General features: G+C 70.5%; 23 protein-coding genes and 1 pseudogene. 16 read left to right on the forward strand and 8 right to left on the reverse strand.

Annotation, left to right across the window (positions count from 1 at the left end; genetic code table 11):
- Positions 1–47: 47 nt before the first annotated feature.
- Entirely contained in the window at positions 48–1898 is a 1851-nt protein-coding gene (locus tag ACX9TP_RS38270) for a cytochrome c/FTR1 family iron permease (RefSeq protein ID WP_482975610.1), read from the forward strand.
- A gap of 38 nt (positions 1899–1936) precedes the next feature.
- Complete coding sequence (locus tag ACX9TP_RS38275; RefSeq protein WP_482975611.1) at positions 1937–2722, forward strand: GlsB/YeaQ/YmgE family stress response membrane protein; 786 nt, start codon at positions 1937–1939, stop codon at positions 2720–2722.
- A gap of 10 nt (positions 2723–2732) precedes the next feature.
- Here ACX9TP_RS38275 and ACX9TP_RS38280 read toward each other — a convergent pair whose 3' ends face one another.
- Both ACX9TP_RS38280 and ACX9TP_RS38285 read right to left on the reverse strand, forming a co-directional pair.
- On the reverse strand, positions 2733–4259 hold the full coding sequence (locus ACX9TP_RS38280) for an MBL fold metallo-hydrolase (RefSeq protein WP_482975612.1): 1527 nt from the start codon (positions 4257–4259) through the stop codon (positions 2733–2735).
- Complete coding sequence (locus tag ACX9TP_RS38285; RefSeq protein WP_482975613.1) at positions 4256–5551, reverse strand: HD domain-containing protein; 1296 nt, start codon at positions 5549–5551, stop codon at positions 4256–4258. Before ACX9TP_RS38285 ends, ACX9TP_RS38280 begins: the two co-directional genes overlap by 4 nt.
- Before the next feature lie 148 nt (positions 5552–5699).
- Between ACX9TP_RS38285 and ACX9TP_RS38290 the strand changes: the two genes are divergently transcribed.
- The 5 genes from ACX9TP_RS38290 (at position 5700) to ACX9TP_RS38310 (ending at position 11612) form a co-directional block, all read left to right on the forward strand.
- Entirely contained in the window at positions 5700–6779 is a 1080-nt protein-coding gene (locus ACX9TP_RS38290) for a D-alanine--D-alanine ligase family protein (protein WP_482975614.1), read from the forward strand.
- Positions 6691–7158, forward strand: coding sequence for a GNAT family N-acetyltransferase (locus ACX9TP_RS38295; RefSeq protein ID WP_482975615.1), 468 nt, complete (start codon positions 6691–6693; stop codon positions 7156–7158). Before ACX9TP_RS38290 ends, ACX9TP_RS38295 begins: the two co-directional genes overlap by 89 nt.
- 66 nt (positions 7159–7224) lie before the next feature.
- A complete protein-coding gene (locus tag ACX9TP_RS38300; RefSeq protein WP_482975616.1) occupies positions 7225–8760 on the forward strand; it encodes a transglutaminase domain-containing protein in 1536 nt (511 codons plus the stop codon).
- Positions 8761–8894: 134 nt separating this feature from the next.
- Entirely contained in the window at positions 8895–10148 is a 1254-nt protein-coding gene (locus ACX9TP_RS38305; RefSeq protein ID WP_482975617.1) for a hypothetical protein, read from the forward strand.
- 150 nt (positions 10149–10298) lie between these two features.
- Positions 10299–11612 carry a polysaccharide deacetylase family protein gene (locus ACX9TP_RS38310; protein WP_482975618.1) on the forward strand — a complete coding sequence of 438 codons (1314 nt, stop codon included), beginning with the start codon at positions 10299–10301 and terminating at the stop codon, positions 11610–11612.
- 133 nt (positions 11613–11745) lie between these two features.
- Here ACX9TP_RS38310 and ACX9TP_RS38315 read toward each other — a convergent pair whose 3' ends face one another.
- Positions 11746–13839, reverse strand: a complete 2094-nt coding sequence (locus ACX9TP_RS38315; RefSeq protein WP_482975619.1) for a thioredoxin domain-containing protein — start codon at positions 13837–13839, stop codon at positions 11746–11748.
- Positions 13840–14065: 226 nt separating this feature from the next.
- Between ACX9TP_RS38315 and ACX9TP_RS38320 the strand changes: the two genes are divergently transcribed.
- The 4 genes from ACX9TP_RS38320 to ACX9TP_RS38335 are packed head-to-tail and all read left to right on the forward strand — an operon-like array spanning position 14066 to position 17340.
- Complete coding sequence (locus ACX9TP_RS38320) at positions 14066–15025, forward strand: UbiA family prenyltransferase (RefSeq protein ID WP_482975620.1); 960 nt, start codon at positions 14066–14068, stop codon at positions 15023–15025.
- Positions 15022–15747: a ferrochelatase gene (locus ACX9TP_RS38325; RefSeq protein ID WP_482975621.1), complete on the forward strand. Its 726-nt coding sequence runs from the start codon at positions 15022–15024 to the stop codon at positions 15745–15747. Before ACX9TP_RS38320 ends, ACX9TP_RS38325 begins: the two co-directional genes overlap by 4 nt.
- Positions 15744–16640 (forward strand): UbiA family prenyltransferase, encoded by an 897-nt coding sequence (locus ACX9TP_RS38330; RefSeq protein ID WP_482975622.1) that lies wholly within the window; start codon positions 15744–15746, stop codon positions 16638–16640. The genes ACX9TP_RS38325 and ACX9TP_RS38330 overlap by 4 nt, the downstream gene beginning before the upstream one ends.
- Before the next feature lie 7 nt (positions 16641–16647).
- A complete protein-coding gene (locus tag ACX9TP_RS38335; protein WP_482975623.1) occupies positions 16648–17340 on the forward strand; it encodes a lycopene cyclase domain-containing protein in 693 nt (230 codons plus the stop codon).
- 4 nt (positions 17341–17344) lie between these two features.
- On the opposite strand, the gene ACX9TP_RS38340 is transcribed toward ACX9TP_RS38335, so the two are convergent.
- Both ACX9TP_RS38340 and ACX9TP_RS38345 read right to left on the reverse strand, forming a co-directional pair.
- The gene (locus tag ACX9TP_RS38340) at positions 17345–18679 is read right to left on the reverse strand and encodes a replication-associated recombination protein A (RefSeq protein WP_482975624.1); all 1335 of its coding nucleotides are present in this window, start codon (positions 18677–18679) and stop codon (positions 17345–17347) included.
- Between the two features lie 33 nt (positions 18680–18712).
- Entirely contained in the window at positions 18713–19339 is a 627-nt protein-coding gene (locus ACX9TP_RS38345) for a YigZ family protein (protein WP_482975625.1), read from the reverse strand.
- 94 nt (positions 19340–19433) lie between these two features.
- Between ACX9TP_RS38345 and ACX9TP_RS38350 the strand changes: the two are divergent.
- The 3 genes and pseudogenes from ACX9TP_RS38350 to ACX9TP_RS38360 form a co-directional block, all read left to right on the forward strand.
- Positions 19434–19844: pseudogene (locus tag ACX9TP_RS38350) on the forward strand (PAAR-like domain-containing protein); the annotation flags it as partial.
- A 147-nt stretch (positions 19845–19991) separates the two neighbouring features.
- The gene (locus ACX9TP_RS38355; RefSeq protein WP_482982284.1) at positions 19992–20564 is read left to right on the forward strand and encodes an AHH domain-containing protein; all 573 of its coding nucleotides are present in this window, start codon (positions 19992–19994) and stop codon (positions 20562–20564) included.
- Positions 20565–20569: 5 nt separating this feature from the next.
- Positions 20570–21166, forward strand: coding sequence for an imm11 family protein (locus ACX9TP_RS38360; RefSeq protein ID WP_482975626.1), 597 nt, complete (start codon positions 20570–20572; stop codon positions 21164–21166).
- Between the two features lie 16 nt (positions 21167–21182).
- Here the strand turns inward: ACX9TP_RS38360 and ACX9TP_RS38365 are convergent, their stop codons facing one another.
- Genes ACX9TP_RS38365 through ACX9TP_RS38375 form a run of 3 tightly spaced genes read right to left on the reverse strand, consistent with a single transcriptional unit; the run spans position 21183 to position 23799 of the window.
- Positions 21183–21896: an iron-containing redox enzyme family protein gene (locus ACX9TP_RS38365; RefSeq protein WP_482975627.1), complete on the reverse strand. Its 714-nt coding sequence runs from the start codon at positions 21894–21896 to the stop codon at positions 21183–21185.
- Entirely contained in the window at positions 21866–22786 is a 921-nt protein-coding gene (locus ACX9TP_RS38370) for a GNAT family N-acetyltransferase (RefSeq protein ID WP_482975628.1), read from the reverse strand. The genes ACX9TP_RS38365 and ACX9TP_RS38370 overlap by 31 nt, the downstream gene beginning before the upstream one ends.
- Complete coding sequence (locus ACX9TP_RS38375; RefSeq protein ID WP_482975629.1) at positions 22783–23799, reverse strand: DUF3419 family protein; 1017 nt, start codon at positions 23797–23799, stop codon at positions 22783–22785. The genes ACX9TP_RS38370 and ACX9TP_RS38375 overlap by 4 nt, the downstream gene beginning before the upstream one ends.
- A 22-nt stretch (positions 23800–23821) precedes the next feature.
- On the opposite strand from ACX9TP_RS38375, the gene ACX9TP_RS38380 reads away from it, so the two are divergent.
- Complete coding sequence (locus ACX9TP_RS38380) at positions 23822–24751, forward strand: fatty acid desaturase family protein (RefSeq protein ID WP_482975630.1); 930 nt, start codon at positions 23822–23824, stop codon at positions 24749–24751.
- On the forward strand, positions 24744–25625 hold the full coding sequence (locus tag ACX9TP_RS38385) for a phosphatase PAP2 family protein (RefSeq protein ID WP_482975631.1): 882 nt from the start codon (positions 24744–24746) through the stop codon (positions 25623–25625). Before ACX9TP_RS38380 ends, ACX9TP_RS38385 begins: the two co-directional genes overlap by 8 nt.
- Positions 25626–25661 lie beyond the last annotated feature (36 nt).

Here is a 25661-nt window from a genome sequence, read left to right on the forward strand (position 1 = left end):
GACTCTCAAGATTGAGATACGGGCCCTCGGCTGGTAGACCGGGGGCCATGAATCGCGCTGCCCTGTCCGTACTGTGCCTGCTGTTCGTGCTGCCCCTGTCGGCCCGTGCCGAGGGCACCTCGGAAGAGCGGACCTGGCACCGGCTGATCGGCATCCTCCAGTACCTGGAGGCGGACTACCCTCTGGCCATCGAGTCCCAGTCGGAGTTCGAGCTGGCGGAGCAGAAGAGCTTCGCGGCGGAGGCGGTGGACGCGGCGAAGGCGCTCGGGCCTTCCGCGGAGGCGTTCCTGCCGCGCGTGCAGGCCATCCAGGCGCGGGTGGACCTTGCCCAGGACGCGCCGGGCGTCAGCCGGGACTGCGGCACGCTGGTGGAGGACCTGGTGCTGGCCGGCGGCCTCGCCCGCAGCCCGCGCCGCCCGCCGGACCTGAAGCGCGGCGAGGAGCTCTACAAGACCAACTGCGCGGCGTGCCACGGCGTGGACGGCCACGCGGACGTGCCCATCGCCGCGAACATGGAGCCCGCCCCCGCCAATTTCCAGGACGCCGAGCTGATGGGCGGCCTCACCCCCTACAAGGCCTTCAACACCACCAGCTTCGGCGTGCCGGGCACGTCGATGCCGGCCTACCCCACCCTCTCCGAGGAGGAGCGCTGGTCGCTGGCCTTCTTCGTCTTCACCCTGCGCCTGCCCGCCTGCGAGGGCACGCCTCCGAGCGCCTCGCTGGAGCGGCTGGCCAACTCCACCGATGACGCCCTGGTGAAGGAGTACGGCCAGGAGCACCTCGCGTGCCTGCGCCGCAAGCTGCCGGACGCGGACGAGGAGCGCTCGCTGCTCCTGGCGCGCGAGGGCATCGAAGAGGCCATGCGCCAGGGCGCCGCCGGAAACGGCGCCGCCGCGAAGGCGGCCCTGCTGGACGCGTACCTCAATGGCCTGGAGCCGGTGGAGCCCAAGCTGAGCTCGAGAGACCCGGCGCTGGTGGCGCGGCTGGAGAAGGCCTTCCTCCAGGCACGGATGGCGGCGGACAGCGGCAGCCCCCACCTGCAGGACGAGGGACGCGAGCTGATTTCCCTGCTGGACCAGGCGCGCCGGAGCACGGGCAGCGCGGCGGACCTGATGTCCACGATGTGGCTGACGCTGCTCATCATGCTGCGCGAGGGCTTCGAGGCCACCATCATCGTCGCCGCGCTGCTGGCGGCGCTGAAGAAGATGAAGGCCACCGAGCACGTGCGCGTGGTGCACGCCGGGTGGATCTCCGCGCTCGTCGTCGGCGCCCTCGCCTACGTGCTGGGCCGCCACCTGCTGGCCGGCGCGCAGCGCGAGTGGATGGAGGCCGTGGCCGCGCTGCTCGCGGTGGGCATGCTGCTGTACGCCGCGCTGTGGCTCAACGCGCGCTCCAACATGAGCCAGTTCATGGGCGAGCTTCGCTCGAAGATGCAGGGGGCGCTGGGGCGCGGCAGCCTCGCGGGCCTGTTCTTCATCTCCTTCACCGCCGTGCTGCGCGAGAGCTTCGAGACGGCCATCTTCCTCCAGGGGCTCGCGCTGGACTCCCCGGCGGGCGTGGCCTGGGGCGCGCTGCTCGGCGTGGTGGCCATCCTCGTGCTGGTCCTCTTCGTCAATCGCGTGGGCTACCGGCTGCCGATGAAGACGCTCTTCAACGCGTCCACCGTCATCCTCGTCGTCACCGCCGTCATGCTGCTGGGCAAGGGCCTGCACTCGCTGCAGGAGGTGGACGCCCTGCCGCTGGTGCCGCTGCGCTTCATCACCGTGGACCTGCTCGGCATCTACCCGGACGCGGTGTCGCTCGTCCCGCAGGCGCTGCTGGCCGCGGCCCCCCTTGTCTGGCTGCTGCTGCGCCGCCGGAGCCGCTCGCCGCGCGTGCCCGAGGTCTCCGCGAGCTGACGCGACGGCCGGCCCCGCCTTGCGGTAGCGTCGCCCCGGTGAAGCCTCCGCGCGCGCTCTCCACCTGGCTGGCCGTCCTCGTCCTCGCGGGCACCCGTGCCGCCTGGGGACAGCAGGCGCCCGCCGAGGCGTCCGAAGCCGAGCCCGCCCAGGCCCCCGCCTCCGAGCTGACCCCGCCGCCGCTCATCCCCGTCCCTCCGCCCGGGAGCTCGGACCGGCCGTCCCGCCAGCCGCCTCCCGAGGGCGAGGACCCCCGCGAGCCGTCGGACCGGGGCGAGGAGCCCCCCACCACCGCGAGCAGGCCGTCCCGTCCCGGCCGCGCCGCCGTGCCCGCCGAGGACCCCGTGCCCCGCGTGGCGTTGGAGCTGGTGGGAGGCACCGCCGGTGGAATCGTCGCGGGCACGGTGGGGCTGGTGACGGGCTACGTCCTGGCGCTGCCCACGGTGGGCTGCGACGAGTGCAATGTCGTGTCGCTCGTGGGCGGCTTCACCGGCGTGCTGATTGGCATCCCCGCGGGCACGTGGCTGGGCGGCCGGCTCGTGGGGGGCAGGGGCACCTTCCTCGCCACCGCGGGCGGCAGCCTCGTGGGCTGGGGCGGCGCGCTGCTGGGCTCGCTGCTGCTGGACTCGGGCGACAGTGACGCGCTCTCGCTGGCGCTGCTGGTGATGCCCGTCGCCGGCGCCACCGTGGGCTACGAGCTGTCCCAGGCGTCCGGGCCCGCCGCGCCCCCGCCCTCCATCTCCCGCCCGTCCCAGGTCCGGGTGGTGCCCCTGGCGGGCATGACGGAGCACGGGCCCCGCCTGGGGCTGATGGGCCGCTTCTGAAGGGCCGCGACTACACGCGGAAGTACTGGAGCGACTCCTCGCGCACCCGGCCCTCCTCCATCAGCTTCTCCAGCGTGGCCAGCGCGCTGCGCTCGGCCACCGGGTGCAACAGCGGCGGCGTGTCCGCGTAGGCCGTGGACACCACCTGCGCCAGCGTGGCCCCCTCCGGCGGCACCGCCTGGAGGATGAGCGACTCGCGCAGGGCGCGGTGGTCCAGGTACTCCTGCAGCTTCGCGGGCCCGTCCGGCAGCGGCGGGCCGTGCGCGGGGTACAGCGTCGTCACGGGCAAATCCCGCAGCCGCGCGAGCTGCGTCAGGTACTCGCGCATGTTGCCCTCGGGCGGGTCGATGACGATGGTGCCCACGCCCGCCACCATGTCCCCCACCACCGCCGCGCGGCTGCGCTCGTCCACCAGGCAGACGTGGCCCCGCGCATGTCCGGGCGTATGCAGCACGCGCCAGCGCTGCGGCACGTCGCCGGCCAGCTCCAGCACCTCGCCATCCTCCAGCAGCCGCTCCACCGGGAAGTCCAGCCGGTCCGCCGTGAGCGCATGGCACCACAGCGGCACGCCCAGCCGCTCCTTCACCGCGCGCGCCCCGCCGACGTGGTCCCCGTGGTGGTGGGTGAGCACCACCGCCACCACCTTGAAGCCCTCCGCCTTCAGCCCCGACAGGAGCGACAGCAGCCTCGCGTACTGCTTCACGTCCGAGGCGCCCGGGTCCACCACCAAGAGCTCGCCGTTGCCCAGCACGTACGCATTCGTGTGCGCGGCCGGCGGCAGCGTGGGCGTCTCCAGCGCCATGACGCGCACGCCCTGCTGGAACTCGATGCGCTGGGCGACGTAGCCCGGGCAGAACGGCGGCGTCGTCATCCGCGCCCGCGCCTCCGCCTCGTCCGTGAAGGCGCCGAGCACCTGGAAGGCATGCAGCGCGGGCGGGTGCAAGAGCGCCGTGCCGTTTCCCCACCGCGCCAGCGCCTCCGCGGGCGTCACCCACGCCCCCTCGGACAGCTCCCCGGGCCACCACTCCGCGCGCGAGTGCTCCGGCGCTTCCACCAGATAGAAGCGCGTGTCGAAGCGCACCGGCAGGGACGGCGGCGTCACCCACCGGCCCGCGGCGCGGAAGTCGTCCGCGCGCAGCTCCAGCCCCTCCGCCTTCAAGAGGTCGCCCCAGCCCCGCTCCCCCGCCAGCAGCGCCTTGCGCAGCGCCTTCAGCCGCTCCGGCGGGAGCGCCTCCGCGCCCTCGGCCACCAGCACGCCGGCCTCCTCGAACAGCTCGCGCGCGGCGGCCGAGCGCAGCGCGGCCTCCTCTCCCGTCGCGCCCCGCACGGGCACCTCGGCGTCCGCGGCGTCCAGCTTCCCGCCCGGGAAGGCGTAGAAGCCACCCGCGAAGGCAAGCTGCTTGCCGCGCTTCACCCAGAACACCTCCACGCCCGCGCCCGCGCGCCGGTAGAGCACCGCCACCGAGGACGCGCGCGGCTCGACGGGGGTGTGACTGGTGTCCAGGCCGAGGCCCAGACCGGGGAGACGCTCACTCATGGTTGCACCGTCTGGCCGAGGAGCCGGCCCATCAGCTCGTGTGCCTTGTCCGCCTGGTCCGGCCGCACGTACAGCCGGCTGAGGCGCACCGCGCCACTGTAGCGCTGATACAGGGGGGTGTAGCGCGCCACTTCCGTCAGCCGCCCGGTGGAAGCGTCGATGATGAACAGGCTCGGCCCCTTGCTCCCCGCGCCGGAGGCGTACTTGCTCAGCACGTTCATCGACTCGACGACATAGTGCTCGAAGTTGTGCGTCACCAGCGCGCTGCGCAGGACGTCCAAATCGTAGCCCGTGTCGCGCTCGGTGAACTGGGCCAGCAGCTTGAAGCCCTGCCGCCGGCTGATGCGCTCCGCCCAGCGGTTCTTCGAGCGGCGCAGCGTGTACCAGAGCGCCGCGTCGTCGCAGAGGAGGAAGGCCTCCGGGTCCGACGGAATCTCGAACTCGCCGGGCGACTCCTCGTAGTAGCGCCGCAGCATGTAGTCGAAGTTCACCGAGGTGTGGTGCAGGTACACCGACACGAACATGTGGTAGCGGCTGAGCAGGAAGTCCTCGAAGGCGAACGCCGCCGCCCGGCTCAGCGCGAGGTACGCCCGCCCGTCCTTCACCGCCGGGTTGAGGTTCCCGATGATCCAATCCATGTCGTAGCGACCGTAGTTGACCCCCGTGTAGAAGGAATCCCGCAGCAGGTAGTCCATCCGGTCCGCGTCCAGCTCCCCCGACACGATGGCGCGCAAGAGCGGCGTCCAGTCCACGCCCTGGTGCGTGAAGCCCGGGTCCTTCGGCGGCTTCGCGCCGGTAATCAGCGCCACGGACGCCATGGGGGTGATGCCCAGCGAGCCGAAGTGCCGCTCGATGATGGGCGTCAGCGAGCTGTCGAGCAGGATTTTCGCCGTGTAGTCCTCGTGGGTGGCCTGCTCTCCCTCCGCCGCGGAGTCCAGCCAGGAGGGCAGCCGCAGGAGCGAGCGCTTCGGGGCGATGCGCTCCGAGGCATGGGACAGGGGCATGTGCCCCAGGTCGTGGCAGAGCACCGCCAGCCGGACGGCCGCACAGAAGCGCTCCCGCACATCGTCCGGCAGCGACGAGCGGGAGGCCACCGCGCCGAAGACGCGCGAGGCCACGTGCATGGCCCCCAGGGAGTGGATGTGGCGGGTGTGCGTGGCCCCCGGGAAGGCGAGGTCTCCGAAGCCCAACTGGCGCACGTAGCGCAGCCGCTGGTAGTGCCGGCTGTCGATGACGGCCTTCTCCGAGTCACTCACCGGGATGGTGCCGTGGATGGGGTCGCGGATGCGCATGGTTCTCTTTCCATACTCCTGGATACCTCTCCGGGAGGTAGCCAACCGTACTTCATACCCCTCCGGGAGGTAGCCCAGGAGGTAGCCGACCGTCATCCACGGACTGGGATCAATTCGGGGGACGTGCTAACCCTTCGCCCACTTCCGAATGCACATCATTCTGCTGCACAACCGCGACCACGACCTCCTCGAGGACGACCCCGGACGGGAGGCCCGCGAGGATGTCGTTCGCGTCGCCTCGGCCCTGGCCGAGGCCCTCTCCCGAGGAGACACCCTGGCCGAGCCGCTCGCCATCGAAGGCGACCGGCTGGACTTCGTGGACACCCTGCGTCGGCGCCAGCCGGACCTCGTCGTCAACCTCTGCGAGTCGCTCGCGGCGGACAGCCGCGGGGAGATGGCGGTCCCCTGCCTGCTCGACGCGCTGGGGCTGGCCTACACCGGCTCGTCCGCCCTGTCGCTCGGGCTGGCGCTCCACAAGCCGAAGGCCAAGGAGGTGCTGAGCGCGCGCGGCGTGCCCACCCCCGCCTTCCGCGTGGTGAGCCGGCTGGAGGACGCGCTGGCGGTGGACCTGCCCTGGCCCCTCATCGTCAAGCCCGCGCGCGAGGACGCCAGCGTGGGCGTGACGGCCGACTCCGTCGTCCATGAGCGCGCCGCGCTGGTGCGGGCCTGTGACGCGGTGCTCCGCACCTTCCATCAGCCGGCCCTCGTGGAGCAGTTCATTCCCGGGCGCGAAATCTACGTGCCGCTGCTGGGCAACCAGCCGCGCCAGCCGCTGCCGCTGACGGAGATTCATTTCGGCCGTACCTTCGAGGCACGGCCGAACATCGTCTCCTACACCGCCAAGTGGGAGCCGGAGTCGGACGAGTACCGCGACACGACCAGCGGGCCCTGCCAGGTGGACGTGACGCTGGAGGCGCGTTGCGTGCAAGTGGCGCTAGAAGCCTTTGCAGCACTGGACTGTCAGGACTATGGACGGGTCGATCTCCGGGTTTCCCCGGAGGGCATGCCCTACGTCATCGACATCAACCCCAACTGTGACCTTCATCCGAGCGCAGGGTTCGCCAAGGCCGCCAAGGCCGCGGGCATGGACTATGCGGCCCTGGCGGCCCGGCTCGTGGAGGTCGCTCTCGAGAGAGCACATGGATATCCGGCCACTCGTCGCAAAGGACAAGGAGCCCCTCGCCGCACTGATTCGAAAGATCGAAACCTTCTCGCCGCAGGAGGTTGAGGTCGCCATCGAGCTGGTCGGCATCGCGCTCACGCCGGGCAACACGGACTACTCCATCATCGTCGCGGACCGGGGCGGGCAGCTGGTCGGCTACGTCTGCTACGGCCCCACGCCGATGACGGAGGACACCTACGACCTGTACTGGATTGCCTCCGCGCCGGAGGTCCGGGGCCAGGGCGTGGGCGCCGCGCTGGTGTCCGCCATGGAGGGCGACATCCGCCGCCGCAACGGCCGCCTCATCCGCGTGGAGACGAGCGCCACGGAGGCCTACGGCCCCACCCGCGGCTTCTACGCCTCCATGAAGTACGGCGAGGAGGCGCGCATCCGCGACTTCTACAAGGTGGGGGACGACCTCATCATCCTCACCAAGCGGATGTAGTCCCGTGAGGGACGCGGCGCGGGGCGGTTGAAGACAACGGCCCCTTCCCTCGTTAGAAGGGGCGTGATGACCCGCCCGCTCCGCCTGACGTCCCTCGCCGCCGTGTCCCTGTGCGCCCTGTTGACGGGCGCGCCGCCTGTCCTCGCCCAGGCTCCCGCCGCGTCCGCGCCGAAGCCTGCGGCCCGGGCCGCGGCGTCAACGACGGCCCCGGCGAAGGCCGAGCTGTCGGACGTGGTGAAGGCCCCCCGTCCGAAGGGGGGAGAGTACTTCGGCCTCTACCTCATGGACAAGAAGGTGGGCTGGCTCTTCACGGACCTGGAGCTGCTGCCCGGCGAGCCCGCGCGGGTGAAGGCCACCAACCAGCTCGTCTTCAAGGCCATGGTGGCCACGCGCGTGTCCGAGCGCGTGCACCGCGAGGAGCGCGTCTACGAGGCGAAGCCCGGCGGGCGCCTGCTGTCCTTCACCGTGACGCAGAAGGGGGACGGCGGAGACCAGTCGCTGGAGGGCACGGCCCTGCCCGACGGCATGCGCGTGGTGCGCAAGCGCCCGGGCCGCCCGGACGAGGAACTGCCGAAGCTGCCCACCCCGAAGGAGCACGTGGAGGACGCGGACTCGGCGCGCGTGGCCCTGCTGCGCAAGGCGAAGATGACGGGCTTCACGCTGGACGGGCTGGATTTGGAGACCTACGGCCTCACCACCACCGTGGAGCCCCCGGAGCAGCGGGTCATCAACGGGGTGAAGGTGAAGCTGAGCAAGGTCAGCACGCTATCGGAGAAGGAGAAGGTGCCCGTCACCTCGTTCATCACCCAGCGCGGAGAGACGGTGCTGGTGGACTTCGGCCAGACGATGCAGGCGCGCAAGGAGACGGAGCCCGTCGCCAAGCGCCTGGACCTGGTGGAGGTGTTCGGCCTCACCCGCGTGGTGCTCCCCAGGCCGCTGCCCGAGTCCGCGCGCGCCGTGCCCGGCAAGGTGACGCTGGTGGTGCAGGGGCTGCCGGAGAAGTTCCGCGAGGAGACGTACCGGCAGCACTTCAAGCCCCTGCCCGACGGCAGGGTGGAGGTGACGCTGTCGGCGGCGGCCCCCTCGGAGAAGGCCCGCAAGCCCCGGCCGCTGGCGGACCCGGACGGCGGGGACAACCTCAAGTCCTCCATCATCGTGGAGAGCGACTCCCCGGCCATCCGCGAGCAGTCGAAGAAGATTGTCGGCGACGAGAAGGACGCGTACCGCGCGGCCCAGAAGGTGAACACCTGGGTGGCCACGAATCTGGAGAAGGACTACGGGGCCAGCGCGGACCGGGCCACGGACGTGCTGAGCCAGCGGCGCGGGGACTGCACGGAGCACTCGCTGCTGGCGGTGGCCCTGCTGCGCGCGGCGGGCATTCCCGCGCGGCGCGTGGACGGCGTCATCTACATGGTGAACCAGGACGGCGTGCCCGCCCTCTACTGGCATGAGTGGGTGGAGGCCTACGTGGGCGAGTGGACCCAGATGGACCCCACCTTCAACCAGGTGGTGGCGGACGCCACGCACTTCGCCTTCGGCGAGGAGGGGAACGCCGAAATCACCCCCCTCATCGGCGCGCTGAAGGTGACTGACGTGAAGTGAGCGCCAGCACGCACCCGTGGGCCGGGTAGAGCCGGCCCCGGGGTGTAGGCGCCCCGTCCGGGCGCCCACTGGCGATGCGTTGACACTTCGACTATTCAGCGGCCCTGCCTCAACACACACAGAGGGGGGCCAACATGCAGAAGCTGAAGAAGGCGTTCGTGGTGCTCACGCTGGCGGCGGCCACGGGCTGCAGCAGCGGTGGCGAGGGTCGCGTTGTCGGGTTCGTGGTGGATGGCCAGAGCGGCCAGCGCATGAACTTCTTCCAGGCGAACGACGGCAAGAACAACCTCGACGACGACGACGCGTCCAAGTCCCAGGTGTACGCCGTCATCCGCGGCGAGTTCCGCCGGGCGAAGCCCTGTGGCGAGGGCGACCTGACGCAGGAGAACAGCATCGAGGCGGACGGCTGCTACCAGATTGAGGGCATCCCCCTGGGCGAGGAGTTCCCCATCTTCGCGCAGGCGCCGGGCTACGAGCGCTTCATGGGGCGCTACACCATGCAGACGTGGAGCAACGACTTCGAGCAGGAGAGCGCGCAGGAGGTGGTCAACCTCCGCATGTTCCCCACGGGCTTCGCGGTGGACTACCGCTTCCTGGTGAATCTCGACGGCCGCGCGGTGCCGGACGTGAAGGTGAACTGCCAGTACCGGCTGGACCAGACGAACACGCTGCAGACGGCGGGCAGCTTCCTGCCGCCGGAGGCGACGGGCAGCACGACGGTGAGCGCCACCACGGATGCCAACGGCATCGCCGTGATTCCGGGCGCGCAGCTGGTCAACGGCGCCACGTACCACTGCGAGGCGGTGCTGAGCGGCGCGGTCGACGGCCGCGTGCTGTCGGGCCAGGCGGACATCACCGCGGGCATGAGCCAGCCGGAGCAGGCGATGGCCATCAGCGGCTCCGGCGCGACGGACCAGAGCTTCTACGCGGTGTTCTCCAACGCGGATGACCCGGACGCGCTCCTGGGCGCCGCGGGCAAGCTGGTGGTGACGTTCAACCGGCCGGTGGAAGTCGCGCCGCGCACGGCGGACTGCCAGGTGGCGCAGCTGCTCACCACGGACATCGACGTCGACGGCAACATGGGCCGCTTCGTGACGGACCAGCCGAACAACAACGCCTCCGAGACGGTGACGACCGAGGTGTCCGCGGACGGCCTGACGCTGACGGTGGGCTTCAAGAACCCGGAGACGCCGTTCGACTCCGACGACCGCAACACGCTGGTGCGCTTCAGCGGCATCATCGTGCGCCCGCGCGGCGCCGTGGACAGCATCAACGTGCGCTACATCGGCGCGCTGGGCTCCTGCGCGGAGGCCAACGTGTACGGCAGCGCGCAGCAGCTGCGCAGCGTGCGCTCGGGCGGCCAGCCGAGCACCATCCGGCTGTTCTAGTCCTCACTCGCACACGTGAGTGACTCGCGGGGCGCGGGGCCTGGAAACGGCCTTCCGCGCCCCGCGTGCGTTTGGACCCAAGCATGTGCCCGCAACACCCCTCGTGCCCAACTTCAGGCTGATCCGACACCGCCACCAGAGGGGGGCATCATGGAAACCACCACTCGCGCGCTGGCGCCGGGGCAGGTCATCGTCTCGCTGAACTTCGATGACTGTCTGGCCAACCAGTTCCAGGCCGCGGCCATGCTCGAAGCACGGGGTATGCGCGGCACCTTCTACATCAACAGCGCCAGGCTGGGCATGTCCGGCCGCCTGACGCTCACCCAGCTGCGCGCCCTCCGGGACGCCGGGCATGAGATTGGCGGCCACACGCTGACGCATCCGCGTCTCACGTCGCTCTCCGCGGACGCGCAGCGCAGGGAAATCTGCAATGACCGGGTGGCCCTGCTCAACACCGGCTTCCGGGTGACGTCCTTCGCCTACCCGTTCGGCGACAAGGACTCCGTCACGCGGCAGATTGTCATCGACTGCAACTACAACTCGGCCCGGGAGAGTGGCGGCCTGCGCTCGCCCGGCGGCAGCAGCAGCAATCCCTACGGCGAGCCCGTGCCTCCCGCGGATGCGTACGCGATTCGCACGCACGGCTCCGTGCAGAACACCACCTCGCTGGACACGCTGAAGGCCTGGGTGCTCAACGCGGAGAACTCCGGCGGCGGATGGATTCCCATCGTCTTCCACCACATCTGCTCGCCGTGCGACCCGCCCCAGCAGTACTCCATCTCACCGGCCAATCTGACGGCGTTCCTCGACTGGCTGGCTCCCCGCGTCTCGCGGGGCACCACCGTCGCCCTCATGGACACCGTCATCGGCGGCGCGCTGAAGCCGCCCGTCTCCTGGCCGCCCACGTCCTCGCAGCTCTTCCAGAACCCGTCGCTGGAGGCAGACAGCAACGGCGACGGCACGCCGGACTGCTGGCAGCGCGGCGGCTTCGGCACCAACACCTTCACGTGGACGCGGACGTCGGACGCGCACAGCGGGAGCTGGGCGCAGCAGGTGCGAATCACCAGCTACACCAGCGGCGACCGCAAGCTCATCAGCCTGCAGGACAGCGGCACGTGCGCCCCGGCCGCCACGAGCGGCCACCGCTACCGCATCTCCGCCTGGTACAAGGCCACCACGTCGGTCCGCTTCAAGGCGTACTACCGCGACAGCGCGGGCGTCTGGGACTACTGGACGCAGGGCCCGCTGCTGCCGGCCGTGAGCAGCTACACCCGCGCCGAGTGGACGACGCCGGCAGTGCCCAGCGCGGCCCGGCGGCTGAGCCTCGGCATGTCGATAGACAGGGTGGGCATCCTCACCGTGGACGACTACTCGCTCAACGACGTCGACGCGGCGATGGCCCGCCCGGCGGACTACCCTCGCGCCGAGGAGGAGGAAGAAGCCGCGGCCCCGATGTCGCCCTGAGCACGCGGCGCGGAGCTACTTTCGAGGCCCTGAGCGCCACGCCTCCGCCGGAGCCACGAGCGAGGTGCTCAGGCCCCACCGAAGCAGCGAGCAAGGCGCGCCAGCCCCGCGCCAGGGCCTGGCGCGGCGGCGCTCAGGTTCCCGCTGGAGTCACCGCCAGCCGCTGGGCCAGGGCCTCCGCGTCCGTGAGGGGCCGCTCGCAGACGAAGCCCCGGCACAGGTACGCCGCGCCCCTGCCGCCCACCGGCTCGCGGCCCTCGAAGAGGTCCTTCAGGAGCGCCGGCACCGGCGCTCCCTGCTCCCGCCAGCCGAAGGCGAACGTGGGCGCGTACACCCGGTTCGCCGAGGCCAGCAGCGGCGCCACCGCCTCGCGCGTTCCGGAGAAGGTGACGCCCGCCGCGCCGTCGAGCAGCGCGTCCGCCGCCAACCCGAGGTAGCCGTACCCCATGGCGTTCTTCACCAGCCCGTCGCGCATCCGCGCCACGTACTTCTCCGGCAGCTCCAGGTGCCGCTTGTCCCCGGTGAGCGCCGCCAGCTCCACCTGCGCCTCCGTCAGCGTGGACGCGCCCGAGGGGAAGGCGTTGTCGAAGAGGCCATACGTCGCCACCACCAGGTCCTTCTGCCCGCGAGGCGCGGTGAGGTACGCCGCCTTCTCCGCGTCCCAGAACAGTTCCACCGCGCGCCGCACCAGCGCGTCCGCCGCCTCCAGGTACTTCACGTCAAACGTCGCCTGGTAGAGCGCGGTCAGCCCCGAGGCCAGGTCCCCGTAGTCCTCCAGGAAGCCGTCGATGCGCGCCTGTCCGTCCTGGTACGAGCGCGCCAGCCGCGCCCCGTCCCACATCTTCGCGAGCACGAAGTCCGCGGCGGCCGCCGCCTGCCGGGCCCAGTCCGGCCGCTCGAAGACGCGCGCGGCGAGCGCCAGCCCGCGAATCATCAGCCCGTTCCAACCCGACAGAATCTTGTCGTCCCGCCCCGGCTTCACCCGCTGCTCGCGCGCGTCGAAGAGGGCCTGCCTCGCCGCCGCCAGCTCCCGCTCCACGTGCTCCAGCGACAGTCCGCACTGCTTCGCCAGCTCCGCCGCCGGGAGCCCGACTTCCAGCACCGTCGTGCCGTGCTCGAAGTTGCCCGCGGACGTGACGCGGAAGTGGCGCAGCACCAGCTCGGACCGGGACTCCGGCAGCGACGCCTGAATCTGCTCCGGGCGCCAGACGAAGAACTTCCCCTCCTCGCCCTCGCTGTCCGCGTCCTGGGCCGCGTAGAAGGCGCCGCCCGTGTCCGTCATCTCGCGGCGGACGTACTCCACCGTCTCCTCCACCACCTTGCGCCACAGCGGCCGGGGCTCCACCTGCTGCGCCTGCGCATACAGGTGCACGAGCTGCGCGTTGTCGTAGAGCATCTTCTCGAAGTGGGGCACCAGCCACCGCTCGTCCACCGAGTACCGGTGGAAGCCTCCGCCGAGCTGGTCGTAGAGGCCGCCCAGGGCCATGCGCTCCAGCGTGCGGAACACGCCATCCTTCAGCGGAGCCCCACCGCCCCGGCGCCACCCGCGCAGCATCAGCGCGAGGTTCATCGGGTTGGGGAACTTGGGCGCGCCGCCGAAGCCGCCGTGCACCGGGTCCACCTGCTGGGACATGGACCGGGCGATGGCCACCACGTCTTCCGCGGAGAGCGCGCCGGGCGCCGCGTCCAGGCCGTAGGAGGCCAGCTCGCCCAGGCCCTCCTCGAAGAGCCGGGCCTGCTTCTGGATTTCGTCCTGCTTGTTCACCCACGCGTCGCGCAGCGAGGCCAGCAGCCGCGGGAAGCCGGGCCGTCCGTACTTGTCCTGCGGCGGGAAGTAGGTGCCGCCGTAGAAGGGCTTCAGGTCCGGCGTGAGGAACACCGTGAGCGGCCAGCCTCCGCCCTGCCCCATCAGCTGCACCACGCCCTGGTATATCTGGTCCAGGTCCGGCCGCTCCTCGCGGTCGACCTTGATGTTGATGAAGCCCTCGTTCATCAGCCGGGCCGTCTCGGGCGACTCGAAGGACTCGTGCGCCATGACGTGGCACCAGTGGCAGGCCGAGTAGCCCACGGACAGCAGGATGGGCTTGTCCTCCGCCTTCGCCCGCGCGAGCGCCTCCTCGCCCCAGGGGAACCAGTCCACCGGGTTGTGGGCGTGCTGGCGCAGGTACGGCGAGGGCTCCTGGCCCAGCCGATTGGTGGGACCGGAAGGCGAAGTGGGGGCGGCCATGGGGACTCCTGGGAAGGGGCCTCTCCCGGAGATAGGAAGCGCCCGGAATACGAGCAAGCACAAAGGGCGCGACACGCCGCTGGCAAACGAGCGCACGGTGCGCAGTGTCCGGAGGCGTCCATGGCGACGCCGCACAGGTTCGGGGGTTGGCGGTTGCGGGAAGCGAATCATTGACGCTGCCCACCGGAGGGCAGAACCTCCGAGCCTCGGGAGAGACACAGGACGCATGCACGTCGAGACCATGGGCCTTGCGGAGCGGTGGTGGTACGCCCTCAAGCCCGCGAGCTGGCCGAAGGTCTTCGTCCCCGCCCTCTTCGGACAGGCGGTGGGCGCCGCCCATGCGGGACGCCTCTCCGTGGGAGCGCTCGCCTTCGGCGCGCTGTGGATGGTGGCGGACGTCGCCTTCATCGTCCTGCTCAACGACTGGGGCGACCGCGCGGTGGACGCGCTCAAGCGCCGCATGTTCCCCAAGGCCGGCTCGCCCAAGACGATTCCGGACGGCATCCTCCCCGCGGAGGCGCTGCTCGCCGCGGGACTGGGCGCGGGCGCGGTGGCGCTCCTGCTGGCCATGGTGGCCGGTGCCGCCCTGGAGCGTCCGCTGCTGGCGCCGATTGCCGCGCTGGCGCTGTTCGTCTTCATCGCCTACTCGCTGCCGCCCCTGCGGCTCAACTACCGGGGCGGTGGCGAGGTGCTGGAGATGGTGGGCGTCGGCGGCGTGCTCCCCGCGCTGCATGCGTATGCGCAGTGCGGCCTGTGGGCTCCGCCGTGGCTCGTGGCGCTGGCGCCGGGCCTGCTCGCGCTGTCGCTCTCCAGCGCCCTGGCCAGCGGCTTGTCCGACGAGGAGAGCGACCGCGCCGGAGGCAAGCGCACGTGGGCCTCGGTCCGAGGCAACGCCTCCGCGCGCCGGGGCTCGGAGGTGCTGCTGGTGCTCGGCGCGCTCCTCTGGCTCGCGGCGCCGTGGATGCCCCGCGTGGCCCCGCCGCTCACCGTCCTGCCCGCGGCCGGGGTGGTGCTCCTCTTCGGGGCACGCGTATGGAGGCGCAGCTCCGGCGCGGTGACGAACGCCTTCGGCGCGCAGTCCGCGTACAAGCTGGAGCTGCACCGGGCCATCTGGTGGGGGACGCTCGCGTTGTCCGGACTCGTGCTGCTCGACGGCCTCGGGCTTCTTGGAGGGGCGCCGGCATGAGGCGGCTGGAGAACACGCTGCGCTCCCGGCTGGAGCGCCTGGAGCCGCTGCTCGGCGCGCGGGCCTCGCTCGCGCCGGACCGCGCTCGCGCGCCGACGCCGTGTGAGCTGGCCGAGCAGCTGACCGCGGGCCAGGGCGACGAGGCGCGGCTGCGGGCCTTCACCCAGGGACTCTGCGACATCGTCGAGGCGCTCGCGGAGGACTTCCCGGACAACATCTTCTGGGACCTCGACTATCCGGTGCGCTGCCTCTGGGAGGCCGGAACACCGCGAGACATGGAGGCCTTCGCGCGCCGCGTGGTGGCCCTGTGTCGCGGCTTCGGCGCCCGGTCCGCGCTGCGCTTCCGGTACGCGCACGACTTCGTCTTCGGCTACGACTGGGCCCGCTGGGTGATGCGCGAGCCGGAGCAGCGCGCCGCCATCCGCCCCTTCGATGCCACCTTCCTCGAGTACCTCGAAGGGCGCCGGCAGGAGATGCTCGCGCTCGTCGCCAGCAATGACGCGAAGTACTCGCGGCTCCAGGGCTCGGAGTTCCGCAACCCCTTCGGCTTCTCGCGCGAGCCCGACGAGGAAACGCGGCTCCACCAGACGCTGGCCCGGGAAGACCTCATCCCGGTGAAGGCGTGGCGGCTGGATGGAGACCCCCGGTGGCACCTGCCATTCGGAGACCTGCGCACGGAGGCGGCGCTCCGCCTGGGCCTGTCGCGAGGCCGCACCTCGTGACGGCCCTTCGCGCCTGGCTGCAGGCCTCGCGGCTGCCGTCGCAGTCGTACATCGCGCTCCCGCTGCTGCTCGGGCAGCTCGTCGCCGTTCGCCTCACGGGGCGCTCGCTCGACGTCGCGACGCTGCTCGGCGTCCAGCTCTTCGGCGTGCTGGACCAGCTCTTCATCGTCTACGCCAACGACTGGGCGGACCAGGAGACGGACCGCCGCAACCAGACGGCCACCCTCTTCTCCGGCGGCTCGCGCGTGCTGGTGGAAGGGCGGCTCTCCCCCCGGGCGCTCGGCATCGCCGCGCTCGTCTGTGCCGTGGGACTGGTGACGGTCAGCACCGTGCTGGCGGCAACGCGAGGAGCGCCGCTGCTCGTGCTCCTGGCGCTGGCGGCCCTGGCACTGCTGTGGGCGTACAGCTACCCGCCCACGAGACTGTCCTACCGGGGCGGCGGTGAAGTTCTGCAGATGGTGGGCGTGAGTGGCGTGCTCCCGCTCTACGGCTACCTCGCGCAGGGAGGAGCGCTCGAACGATTTCCGTGGTGGCTCATCGCGTGCCTGCTGCCCACCCACCTGGCCTGCGCCATCGCCACCGCGCTGCCCGACGAGCCGTCGGACCGGGAGAGCCGGAAGCTCACCCTGCCGGCGCGGGTGGGAGGCGAGCGCGCCGCGTGGGTCATCCTGGCGCTGAATGCCCTCACGCTGGTGCTGGCTCCCTTCGGACTGGAGGCCGTGGGACTGCGCGCGGACCTGTGGCTGCTGGTGCCAGCGCTGGCGGCGCTGGGCGTGGTGCTGACCCGTCCCGCGCCTCCCGGCTCGCGGCGCATCCTGGTCCGCGTGGCCGCCGCCATCACCGCCACCACGGCCATGGTGGCCCTCCCGCTCGTCGCCCTGGCGCTGCGTTGAGGCCGCCGTGCCCTACGAGTTCCTCCTCCTGTCGGTGCTGTTCCTGGTGCCGGGGAGCTGTGTCTGGCTCACGCGTCCGGACCTGCGCCCGCTGCTGAAGCGGGTCGTCGTGGTGTCCCTGCCTTTCGCTGCGACGGAGTGGCTCTTCTATCCGGAGTACTGGACGCCCCGCTTCCTCTTCGGGCTGGCGGACCGCCTGGGCTTCGGCATCGAGGACGTGCTGTTCGTCGCGGGCCTGGGCGCCTTCTCCTCCACGGCCTACGCGGTGGCGTTCCGCCGCACGCTCGTGCCCCACGCCAGGCCCGTGAAGGCATGGGCACGGGCCGTGGGGGCCTTCGCGCTGGCCATGGCGGTGACGGGGGTGCTGCTCGCGGCGGGCCTGTCCATCCTCTACGCGGCGGTGGCGGCGATGGTGTCCGTGTCCTCGGCGCTGCTGCTGATGCGCAGGGACCTCATCGTTCCGAGTCTGCTCGGAGCGTGGGTATCGGCTGGCATCTACCTGGGCCTGTGCCTCGTCTTCGGCGCGCTCGTGCCCGGCGTGTTCGAGCGCACGTGGAGGCCCAGCGTGCTGCTGCCGGGCAGCATCCTGGGCGTCCCACTCGACGAGGTGCTGTATGGGCTGGGCGCGGGCTTCGCGGCCACGGCTGTTCCGGCGTGGGCCTTCGGCTGGCGCTTCGTGCCGCTCCGGCGCGGCGACTGAAGCACTACTCGCCCTTGGCCGCCTTGTCGTCGCGCCACCACTGCGTCATGCGCTCGTGGACCTCCGCCTCGTAGCCTTCCTTGCTCGGGCGGTAGAAGACGGCGCGCTCCAGCGGCGCGGGCAGGTACGTCTGCCCCGGAGCGTAGTGATTGGGGAAGTTCCACGGGGGCTGGTAGCCCTTGCCGTGGCCCAGGTCCTTCATCAACTCCGTGGGCGCGTTGCGGAGGTTCAGCGGCGGGCCGGCGTTGGGGTGCTGCTCCAGCGCCTCCATGGCGGCGTTCATCGCCTGGTAGGCACGGTTGCTCTTCTTCGCGGTGGCCAGCGTCACCACCGCGTGCGCGACGAAGAGCCGCCCCTCCGGCATGCCGATGGAGTGGAAGCCCTCCTCGCAGGCCCGGACGATGGTGATGGCCTCGGGCATGGCCATGCCCACGTCCTCCACCGCAATCACCTTGAGCCGGCGCCACAACGACACGACGTCGCCCGTCTGGAGCAGCTTCGCCGCCCAGAAGATGGCGCCCTGCGCATTGGAGCCGCGGCAGGACTTCTGGAGCGCGCTGAGCAGGTCGAAGTGCTCGTCCCCGTCCTTGTCGTGGCGCGACAGGCTGGTGCCCACGGCCTCTCGCGCCGTCTCCACCGTGATTTCAGCGCCGTCGGCGGTGAGGTTGGCCGCCAATTCCAGCGCGCCGAGCGCCTTGCGTACGTCTCCCGCGCCGCCCTTCGCCAGCAGCGTCAGCGCTTCCTCACCCAATGTCAGCTTGCGCGTCCCCAGGCCCCGCTTCTCGTCCGTGAGCGCCCGGGTGAGCGCGCGCTGGATGTCCGCGAGGGTGAGCTCCTTGAGCTGGAAGACGCGGCACCGGCTGATGAGGGCGGGGCGCACCTCGAAGCTGACGTTCTCCGTGGTGGCACCGAGCAGGACGAGCAGCCCGCTCTCCACGTGGGGCAGCGCCTGCTCCTGGACGTTCTTCGCCCAGCGGTGGATTTCGTCGACGAAGAGCACCGTGCGCCGGGAGTAGCGGTTGCGCTGGAGCTCCGCCTCGGCCACCACCTCGCGGATGCGAGGGATGCCGTCGGACACGGCGGAGAGGATGACGAACTCCGCGTCCACGCTCGACGCCAGCATGCGCGCGAGCGTCGTCTTGCCCACGCCGGGCGGACCCCAGAACAGGGAGGACACAATCGACTTGCGCTCCATGAGCTGGCGCAGCGGCGCGCCGGGGCCGAGCAGGTGGGCCTGCCCGATGAAGTCCTCGGGCGTGCGCGGGCGCATCCGCTCGGCCAGGGGCGCGAAGCGGTTCACATCGACGGAGGCGGAGAAGAGGTCGGGGCCTGCGCTCATCGCCCCGGAGGCTCTCCCCTGCGGGCCCCAGGGTCAATCTTCGGACTCCACCTGCTCGATGAGGACCTGGCCTTGGGTCAGGTCGGTCAGCGCGGTGCGGAACGCGTCCACGCGGGTGACGGGCAGCTCGAACCGGTAGCCCACCGTGGCGGCGTACTCCTCGGACACCACCTGGGCCTCGTACTCGGGCAGGAGCCGGCGCACGCCGTCGATGCTGGCGTACTCCAGTTCGACGGCGAGTCGGACCTTCCGCACACGCTCGGTGGTGGGGAGGCCCTCCAGTGCCTGCTGGACGCAGCCGGTATACGCCCGCACCAGCCCGCCCTTCCCGAGCAGCGTGCCGCCGAAGTAGCGGGTGACAACCACGGCCACGTCCCCTACCCCACCGTGGAGCAGCGCCGTGAGCATGGGCCGGCCCGCCGTCCCGTGGGGCTCACCGTCGTCACTCATCCCCACCTGGGCCGTCGAGCCCGGAGGCCCCACGACATATGCCCAGCAGTTGTGGTTCGCGTCCGGGAACTCCTCGCGGACGCAGGCGACGAAGGCCTTCGCCTCCTCCACCGTCGGGGTGTGGGCGGCGGTGGTGACGAAGCGGCTTCGCTGGATGTCCTGCTCCACCCGGTGGTGCCCCGCCGGGATGGGGTAGCGCTTGTCGTCCATGAAGTGCGTTGCGGCACTCTCTCACATCACCCCAGGGCAATGTGGCCTGGCACCGTGAGCGATTCATCCTCCCTTTCATTCCGGGGGGAGTGCCATGCCCAAGAAGAACTCCACGCTCGTCAACGGGATGAGCCCTGTGACGAAGGAGAGTGGTGGCACGGTGGCCGGGTTTCCGGACGTCTGCAAGACGCCGGGACCTGCCGGGCCCGTGCCGGTGCCGTATCCCAACGTCGCGCAGAGCGATTCGCTCGAGAAGGGCTCGCGGTCGGTCACCATCAATGGTGCCCCGGTGGGCCTCTCCAGTTCCCGCCTGGGCAGATCCACCGGGAATGAAGCGGGGAGCGCCGGTGGAGGCGTTGCCTCGGGCAAGACGAAGGGGGCGGCGCACCCGGTCAACTACTCCTTCGATGTGAGGATTGAAGGGAAGAACGTCGTGCGGAACTTCGACCTGTTCACCCTCAATGACCACAACGTGCCGCCGGCTCCCATCATGCAGCCGCAGGTCTCTCGCCCCGTAGCCGGGCGCGTCGACACGCGTGAGGAATCGAAGCCCGTAGAGTTGTGCGAGTCCTGCGGCAAGGAGAAGCACGCCTTCGACACCAAGGGCCGCATCGGTGGAAACCTGGGCAGCTCGGCGGTGCTTGGGCGGAACATGCTTGAAGGAAGGGAGCTGGCAACTCATCCGTGGTACGTGGGGCCGTTCTCGGTCGCCGCGCACCACCTCATCTGCCTGGAAGCACTGGACAACGAGCAGTGGGCAAAGCACTGCCCGCGATTCGGCTACCACCCCGACCGCAAGGAGAATGGGGTCTTCCTGCCAATGAAGATGGCCAGCGCGTGCGAGCTCCACGTCGCTGTGCACCGCGGGAATCACTCCGAGGGCCATGCCTTCGACCTGCATCTGCCCTACCCGAAGGCAGTGATGACAAAACTTCAGGAGATTGAGGACCGATTGGAGCGCGGAGCATTCTGCTCCGCCCCTGAGGCTCTCGTTCGCAGGCTTGATCAACTCAGTGCGGAGATCCTGAAAAAAGTGGCGAGCTTCATCTGGACACTGACCCGGGACGGGCTCGACTACGCGCCTGGAGGTCGGGGCTGCTCAGGCATCAAGAGCATCCAGCAGAAACCCAGCGCCGCGACCTGCCCCCAGGAACGACGCCACAGCCAGAAGCACACAGTTACGGGCCGCCCCCTGGCGAAGCGGCCTCTGCGCGTTGGAGAGTGAGCGCCGTGCAGACCGACTACTTCGTCATCGAGTCAGCGCCGAACAACTCTCATCCCCTGCTGCAATGGGATGAGCACGGAGGGCGTTTCCGAAAGGGCAAGCACGTGGTCGTTACCGAGCCAGTCCGGCTGCGGCTGAGTGCCCCTGCTCCACGAAACCCAGTGATGGTAGACCACCACAGCCTGCCGCAGCCGGTGTTTTCCACACGGGTGATGGAAGTGCTGGATCCGCTCGGTCTCCGCGAGGTTCAGCTCGTGCCCGCCGACGTGAAGGTGAAACCAGATGACGTCCGACGGTACTGGCTGCTGCATGTCTTCAACGAAATCCACTGCCTCGACCGGCAGCGATCCAACTGCACCTTCTATTCGGATGGAGACGTGCTGAGCATCAACAAGCTCGTGCTCGACGAGGGTGCGTTACAGGAAATCCCTCTGGAGCAGCGCCTACTGTTCGTGCTGGCGGAGTCAACCTCCACCTACGTATTCCACTGTTCCCTGGTTGACCGAATCCTTGCGCTCACACCGCCACCCGAAGGTCTTCGATTCTTCCGTGTGGACAGGTGGAATGACTCCGCGGGGTTCCAGCCGGCCGGTGCGGATTAGAAGAACCCGCCCCTGCCTACAGCCCCGGCTCGCGACGCCTGCGCGCCCGGTAGAGGTCGTCGTAGAGGCTCAGGAAGAGGTGTCCTCCCAGGCGAAGCCCCTGCTCGATCTCCTCCGCGTCCCGGGCATCCGCGCCATACGGCCCGTCGAGCTGGCGGTAGAAGCCGTCCGCGTGCTCCTCGTCGAGCGTCGCGTGCGTGGGGTAGTGCACCACCTGCGCGGCGTCGAGCCAGCCTCGCGAGACGATGCCGCGTCCCAGCTCCAGCGAGATTCCGCTGAACAGGTCCTCGATGATGCCGAACACCGCGAGCCCGGTGAGCGGCGAGTCGAACGAGGCCAGCCCCGTCAGCGCGGCGTTGAAGGCGCGCACTTCCGGCCAGGGCACGCGCCCCACCCGCGCCGCCTCCACTCCGAGCCGCTCCAGGAGCAGCCGGAACGTCCGCTCATGTCCGTGCGCCAGGTTTCCGCGCCCGTGCTCATCGAAGACGTTCTCCACGAGCGGCAGCCGCTGCTCGGGCCGGGGCAGCCGGCTGGCGAGGATGGCCATGGGCCGCGAGAAGTGCGCGACCGCGCCGAAGAACTGCACCTGCGTCTCCACGAAGTCGTCGCGCTCGAAGGTGCCGTCCCGCAGCGCCCGCAGGTAGGGCCCATCCAGGGCATTCCACTCCGCCTTCAGCCCGGCGATGCGCTGTCGCAGCTTCAGATTTCGGACGAGGGAAGGTGCACCCATGCTGGCGCTTTCATCGGGAACGAGAGGTCGAGTGAATAGACAGTACACACCGAGTCAGGAGGAAGGCCCGCGCCACCCAACCAGGCGACGTGGTCCTCCAGCCGCTCGTCGATGCTGAAGCAGGCCAGCGCGTCCGTACCTCGCGCCACCAGTTCCTCACCACACGCGCGCAGATATGTCGCCCAGCCATGCGTCCAGGCACCCGGAGGCGCGGCCAGGTGGACCAGCGGCCAGGGGCTCCGGGTCGACAGCCGCTGCAGGTCCTTGGCTCCCGCCGTGCTGCACCAGCCCGCTCCTTCCAGCCTCCGCCCGGGGGCCGGCCCCAGGCAGAGCCCGTCCCCCATGGGACGCCCGGGGCTCCCCCGGGGTTCCAGCGCCGCGAGTTTCGCGGGAGGCACGAAGTAGAGCGCGAGCCGGCTCGCCGGCCGTCCCATCCGCAGCGGATTCCACCCTCGCGCGGTGCGCATCACGTCGCCTCGCGCGCCTCGCATCGCGGCGCCGTACAGGAACCGGGTGCGGCGCAGGGCCGGAATGCGGAACAGGTGCGTGAGCCCCTCGAAGATGAGCCGCCGAGACAGCCCCTGGCCGCGCGCGTGCTCCACCAGCTTGAGGTCACAGATGTAGAGCGCGTCCAGCGAACGGCCGCCACGGAAGACCTTCCGGGCCACCCCGGTGACGGAGCCCAGCAATTCGTCGCCGCGCAGGGCGAGCAGGAAGTACGCGTCCCCCATGGACGAGAAGAACGGGTGGTACTCCGGACCATGGTCGATGAAGAAGTGGTCCGCCCCATCCGCGAGCGGATAGAGGATGCCCTGCTCCAACCGGCGCAGGCGCTCGACGTACGGCCCGAGCGAGTCGGGACGGGCCACCACGAAGCGCACGCCGCTCATGCGCGAAAGCCGACTTCGATGCGCTCGTAGAAGAGGCTGCGATCCTTCGCGAGCAGCTCCGCTCCGAGCGCGTCGTCGAACTCGAACGCCGGCTCGAAGAAGCGCCGGAGGTTCCTCTGGTTGTTGAGCTGCCGGCAGACCACCGCGCAGCCCGGCCGGGCCTCGCGGGAGAGCAGCGCCGCCCAGCTCGCGACGAGCGCGTCGTCCGACCAGTCGAAGATGTTGGAGAGCGAGATGACGTCGAAGCGTCCCAGCCCGGGGACGTCGGGCAGCGAGCCCTCCACCAACGTGAGCAGCACGGGCCGCTCCGCGCGGAGGTACTCCGGCGCGTCCTCGGCGCGGTAATGGCCGAGCAGCACGTGCTGGAGGAACGGGTTGCGCGGGGCGTCCTCGCGGCGGAGCCCCCGCTCGAAGACGGCCTGGAAGTAGCCGGGGTACGAGCCGGGCGCCGCGTGCTGCGTCGCCGCCGGGCCGAACATCGCATGGAGGAACGGGGCCGCGAGGGCCAGCTCGAACGCCACCGGCCAGTACGGCGAGGCGAACCAGCGGGCGAGCAGCGCGCTTCGCTCCGTGCCGGGCGTGGTCGGCTCGAAGAACGCCGCCAGCTCTCGCGCGGGCGCGACGAACTCCTCGATGAAACGACGGAGCGTCCGGAAGAGGCCCTCGAACTCGCCCCGCTGGTTCAGCCCGGAGGGGTCCGCGCTGCCCACGTTGAAGCGCTCCAGCGGCCCGCCACCGAGCGCGGCGGCCTTCTCGCGCACGTGGGCGAGCTGGCGCGGGTTGAAGTCGAAGCCCACCAGTTCCAGCCCCGGGTGACGCCGCGCGAGGGTGAGGAGGGTGCAGCCACCGGAGGCCACCGTGAGGACGGCCCGGGCCTTCGTGCGTTCGACGAGCGCCAGCTCCAGCTCGGGGTCTTCACGAACGACGGCGAACTTCAGTCGGTACGGCGTTGAGCTCACGGGCAGGCGGGACGGCGGAAGGTGGCGTCGACGGAAGCGACGACTGTATGGCATGGTCATCTCCACCGGAACAGCCATGCCGTTGCCGACAGAGTCCCTCACACCCGCACGCTTGCGCACGCTGGAGCAGGTCGACGCCCGGCACGTTCCCCGGCTCCTCCTCTTCCTGGCGCTGTACCTCGTCGCGGCGGCGCTGGCCGTCAGGCTCGCGGGGGAGTCCTCGGCTTCCGGGTGGCTCGCACGCGCGGTGCTGTACGTCATCGCGGCGGCGTCCCTGCACGGCATCAGCCTGTTCACCCATGAGGCAGTGCACGGCAGCCTGTCCCGGCGGCGCTGGCTCAACCGGCTCGGGGGCATGCTGTGCGCGCTGCCCGTGCTGCAGAACTTCGCGGCGTACAAGGTGCTCCACCTGCGCCACCACATCGACCTCGGCGGCGGGAGGGACCCGGACCACTACGGCAACTACACGGGGCGCCGCTGGCTGGAGCTGCTGATGCACGTGGGGCGGCTGCTGCTCGGCTATCCCGCGTACATCACGATGATTCCCATCCTGGGCTGGCGGCATGGGACGTCTTCCGAGCGCCGGTGGATTGAGCTGGAGGTGGCGCTGCTCGCGGCGGGCGCCACGCTCGCCGTCGCCTTCGTGCCCGGGACGGTGCTGCTCCACGCATGGGTGGTGCCGATGCTCGTCATCAACACGCTCGTGAACATCCGAGGCATGAGCCAGCACACGTTCCTCGCGGAGAGCAACCATCCGGTCCGCGGCTCGCGCACCATCCTGTCGAACCCGGTGACTCGCTTCTTCATGTGCAACGAGAACTACCACCTCGAGCACCACCTCTACCCGCGAGTGCCCTGGTACAACCTGCCCGAGCTGCACCGGACGCTGCGCTCGGAGCTCCTCGCCCAGGGCGCGCCCTTCATTCCGTCCTACTTCTCGTTCGTGCGCGGCGTCGTCAGCGGCTCGCTCGTGCGCGGAGTGAAAAGCGCCGCCCCGGATGCCTGAGCGGCCGTACCTGCACGAGGTGTTGCTGGGCAGCTTCGGCGCGGCCCTCTCCCTGGCGCTCCTGCTCGTCGCGGGCACCGGGGCTCCCGTCACCTCGCAGGTGCTTGGGGCGACGGTGCTGTTCGTGGGCGGTGTGGCCCTGCTCTCGCGGCTGGATGGCTTCGCCCATGTGTTCCGCGTGCGGCTGCTGCTCGCCTATGCCGCGACGTTCTTCTTCTATGCGTCCGTGAAGCACACGGTGCCGGCGCTCGGGCTGCCGTCGTACGACGCGTGGCTGCTCGCCGTGGACGTGCGCATGTTCGGTGTCACTCCGGCGGTGTGGCTCCAGCGCTGGAGCACCCCGTGGGTGAATGACGTGTTCAGCGGGGGCTACCTCGCGTTCCACGCGTACCTGCACCTCGCGATGGCGTGGGCCGTCCTTGGTCCCCGGGCGCGCGCGGAGCGCTTCTTCGTCCACGTCTTCTCCGCGTACGTGCCGGGCATCGCGGGCTACTACCTCGTGCCCGGGCTCGGACCCGCGGTGGCCTGGCCGGAGCTCTTCACCGTGCCCATCGAGGGCGGATGGCTGACGCGGCTGAACGCGGCCGTGGTGGCGGGCGGTTCGTCCGCCTACGACATCTTCCCAAGCCTGCACACGTACATCACGCTGGTGCTGCTGGAGCATGACCGGCTCGCGCATCCGCGACGGTTCAAGCTGCTGCTGCCGGTTGGCATTGTCATCGTGCTGTCCACGCTGGTGCTGCGCTACCACTACGCCGTGGACCTGCTCGCGGGCGGGCTGTGGTTCGCCGCCTTCCGCGCCGTGTACCCGCGACTCCAGACGCGCTGGAGTCGCGATGCATCTGCAACCGTGAAGCAGCCTTTCCTTCCGTAGCGCCCCCATTCGTCGGAAGCTCCGGGCTCTACACGG

This window comes from Pyxidicoccus sp. M15, assembly GCF_056858435.1.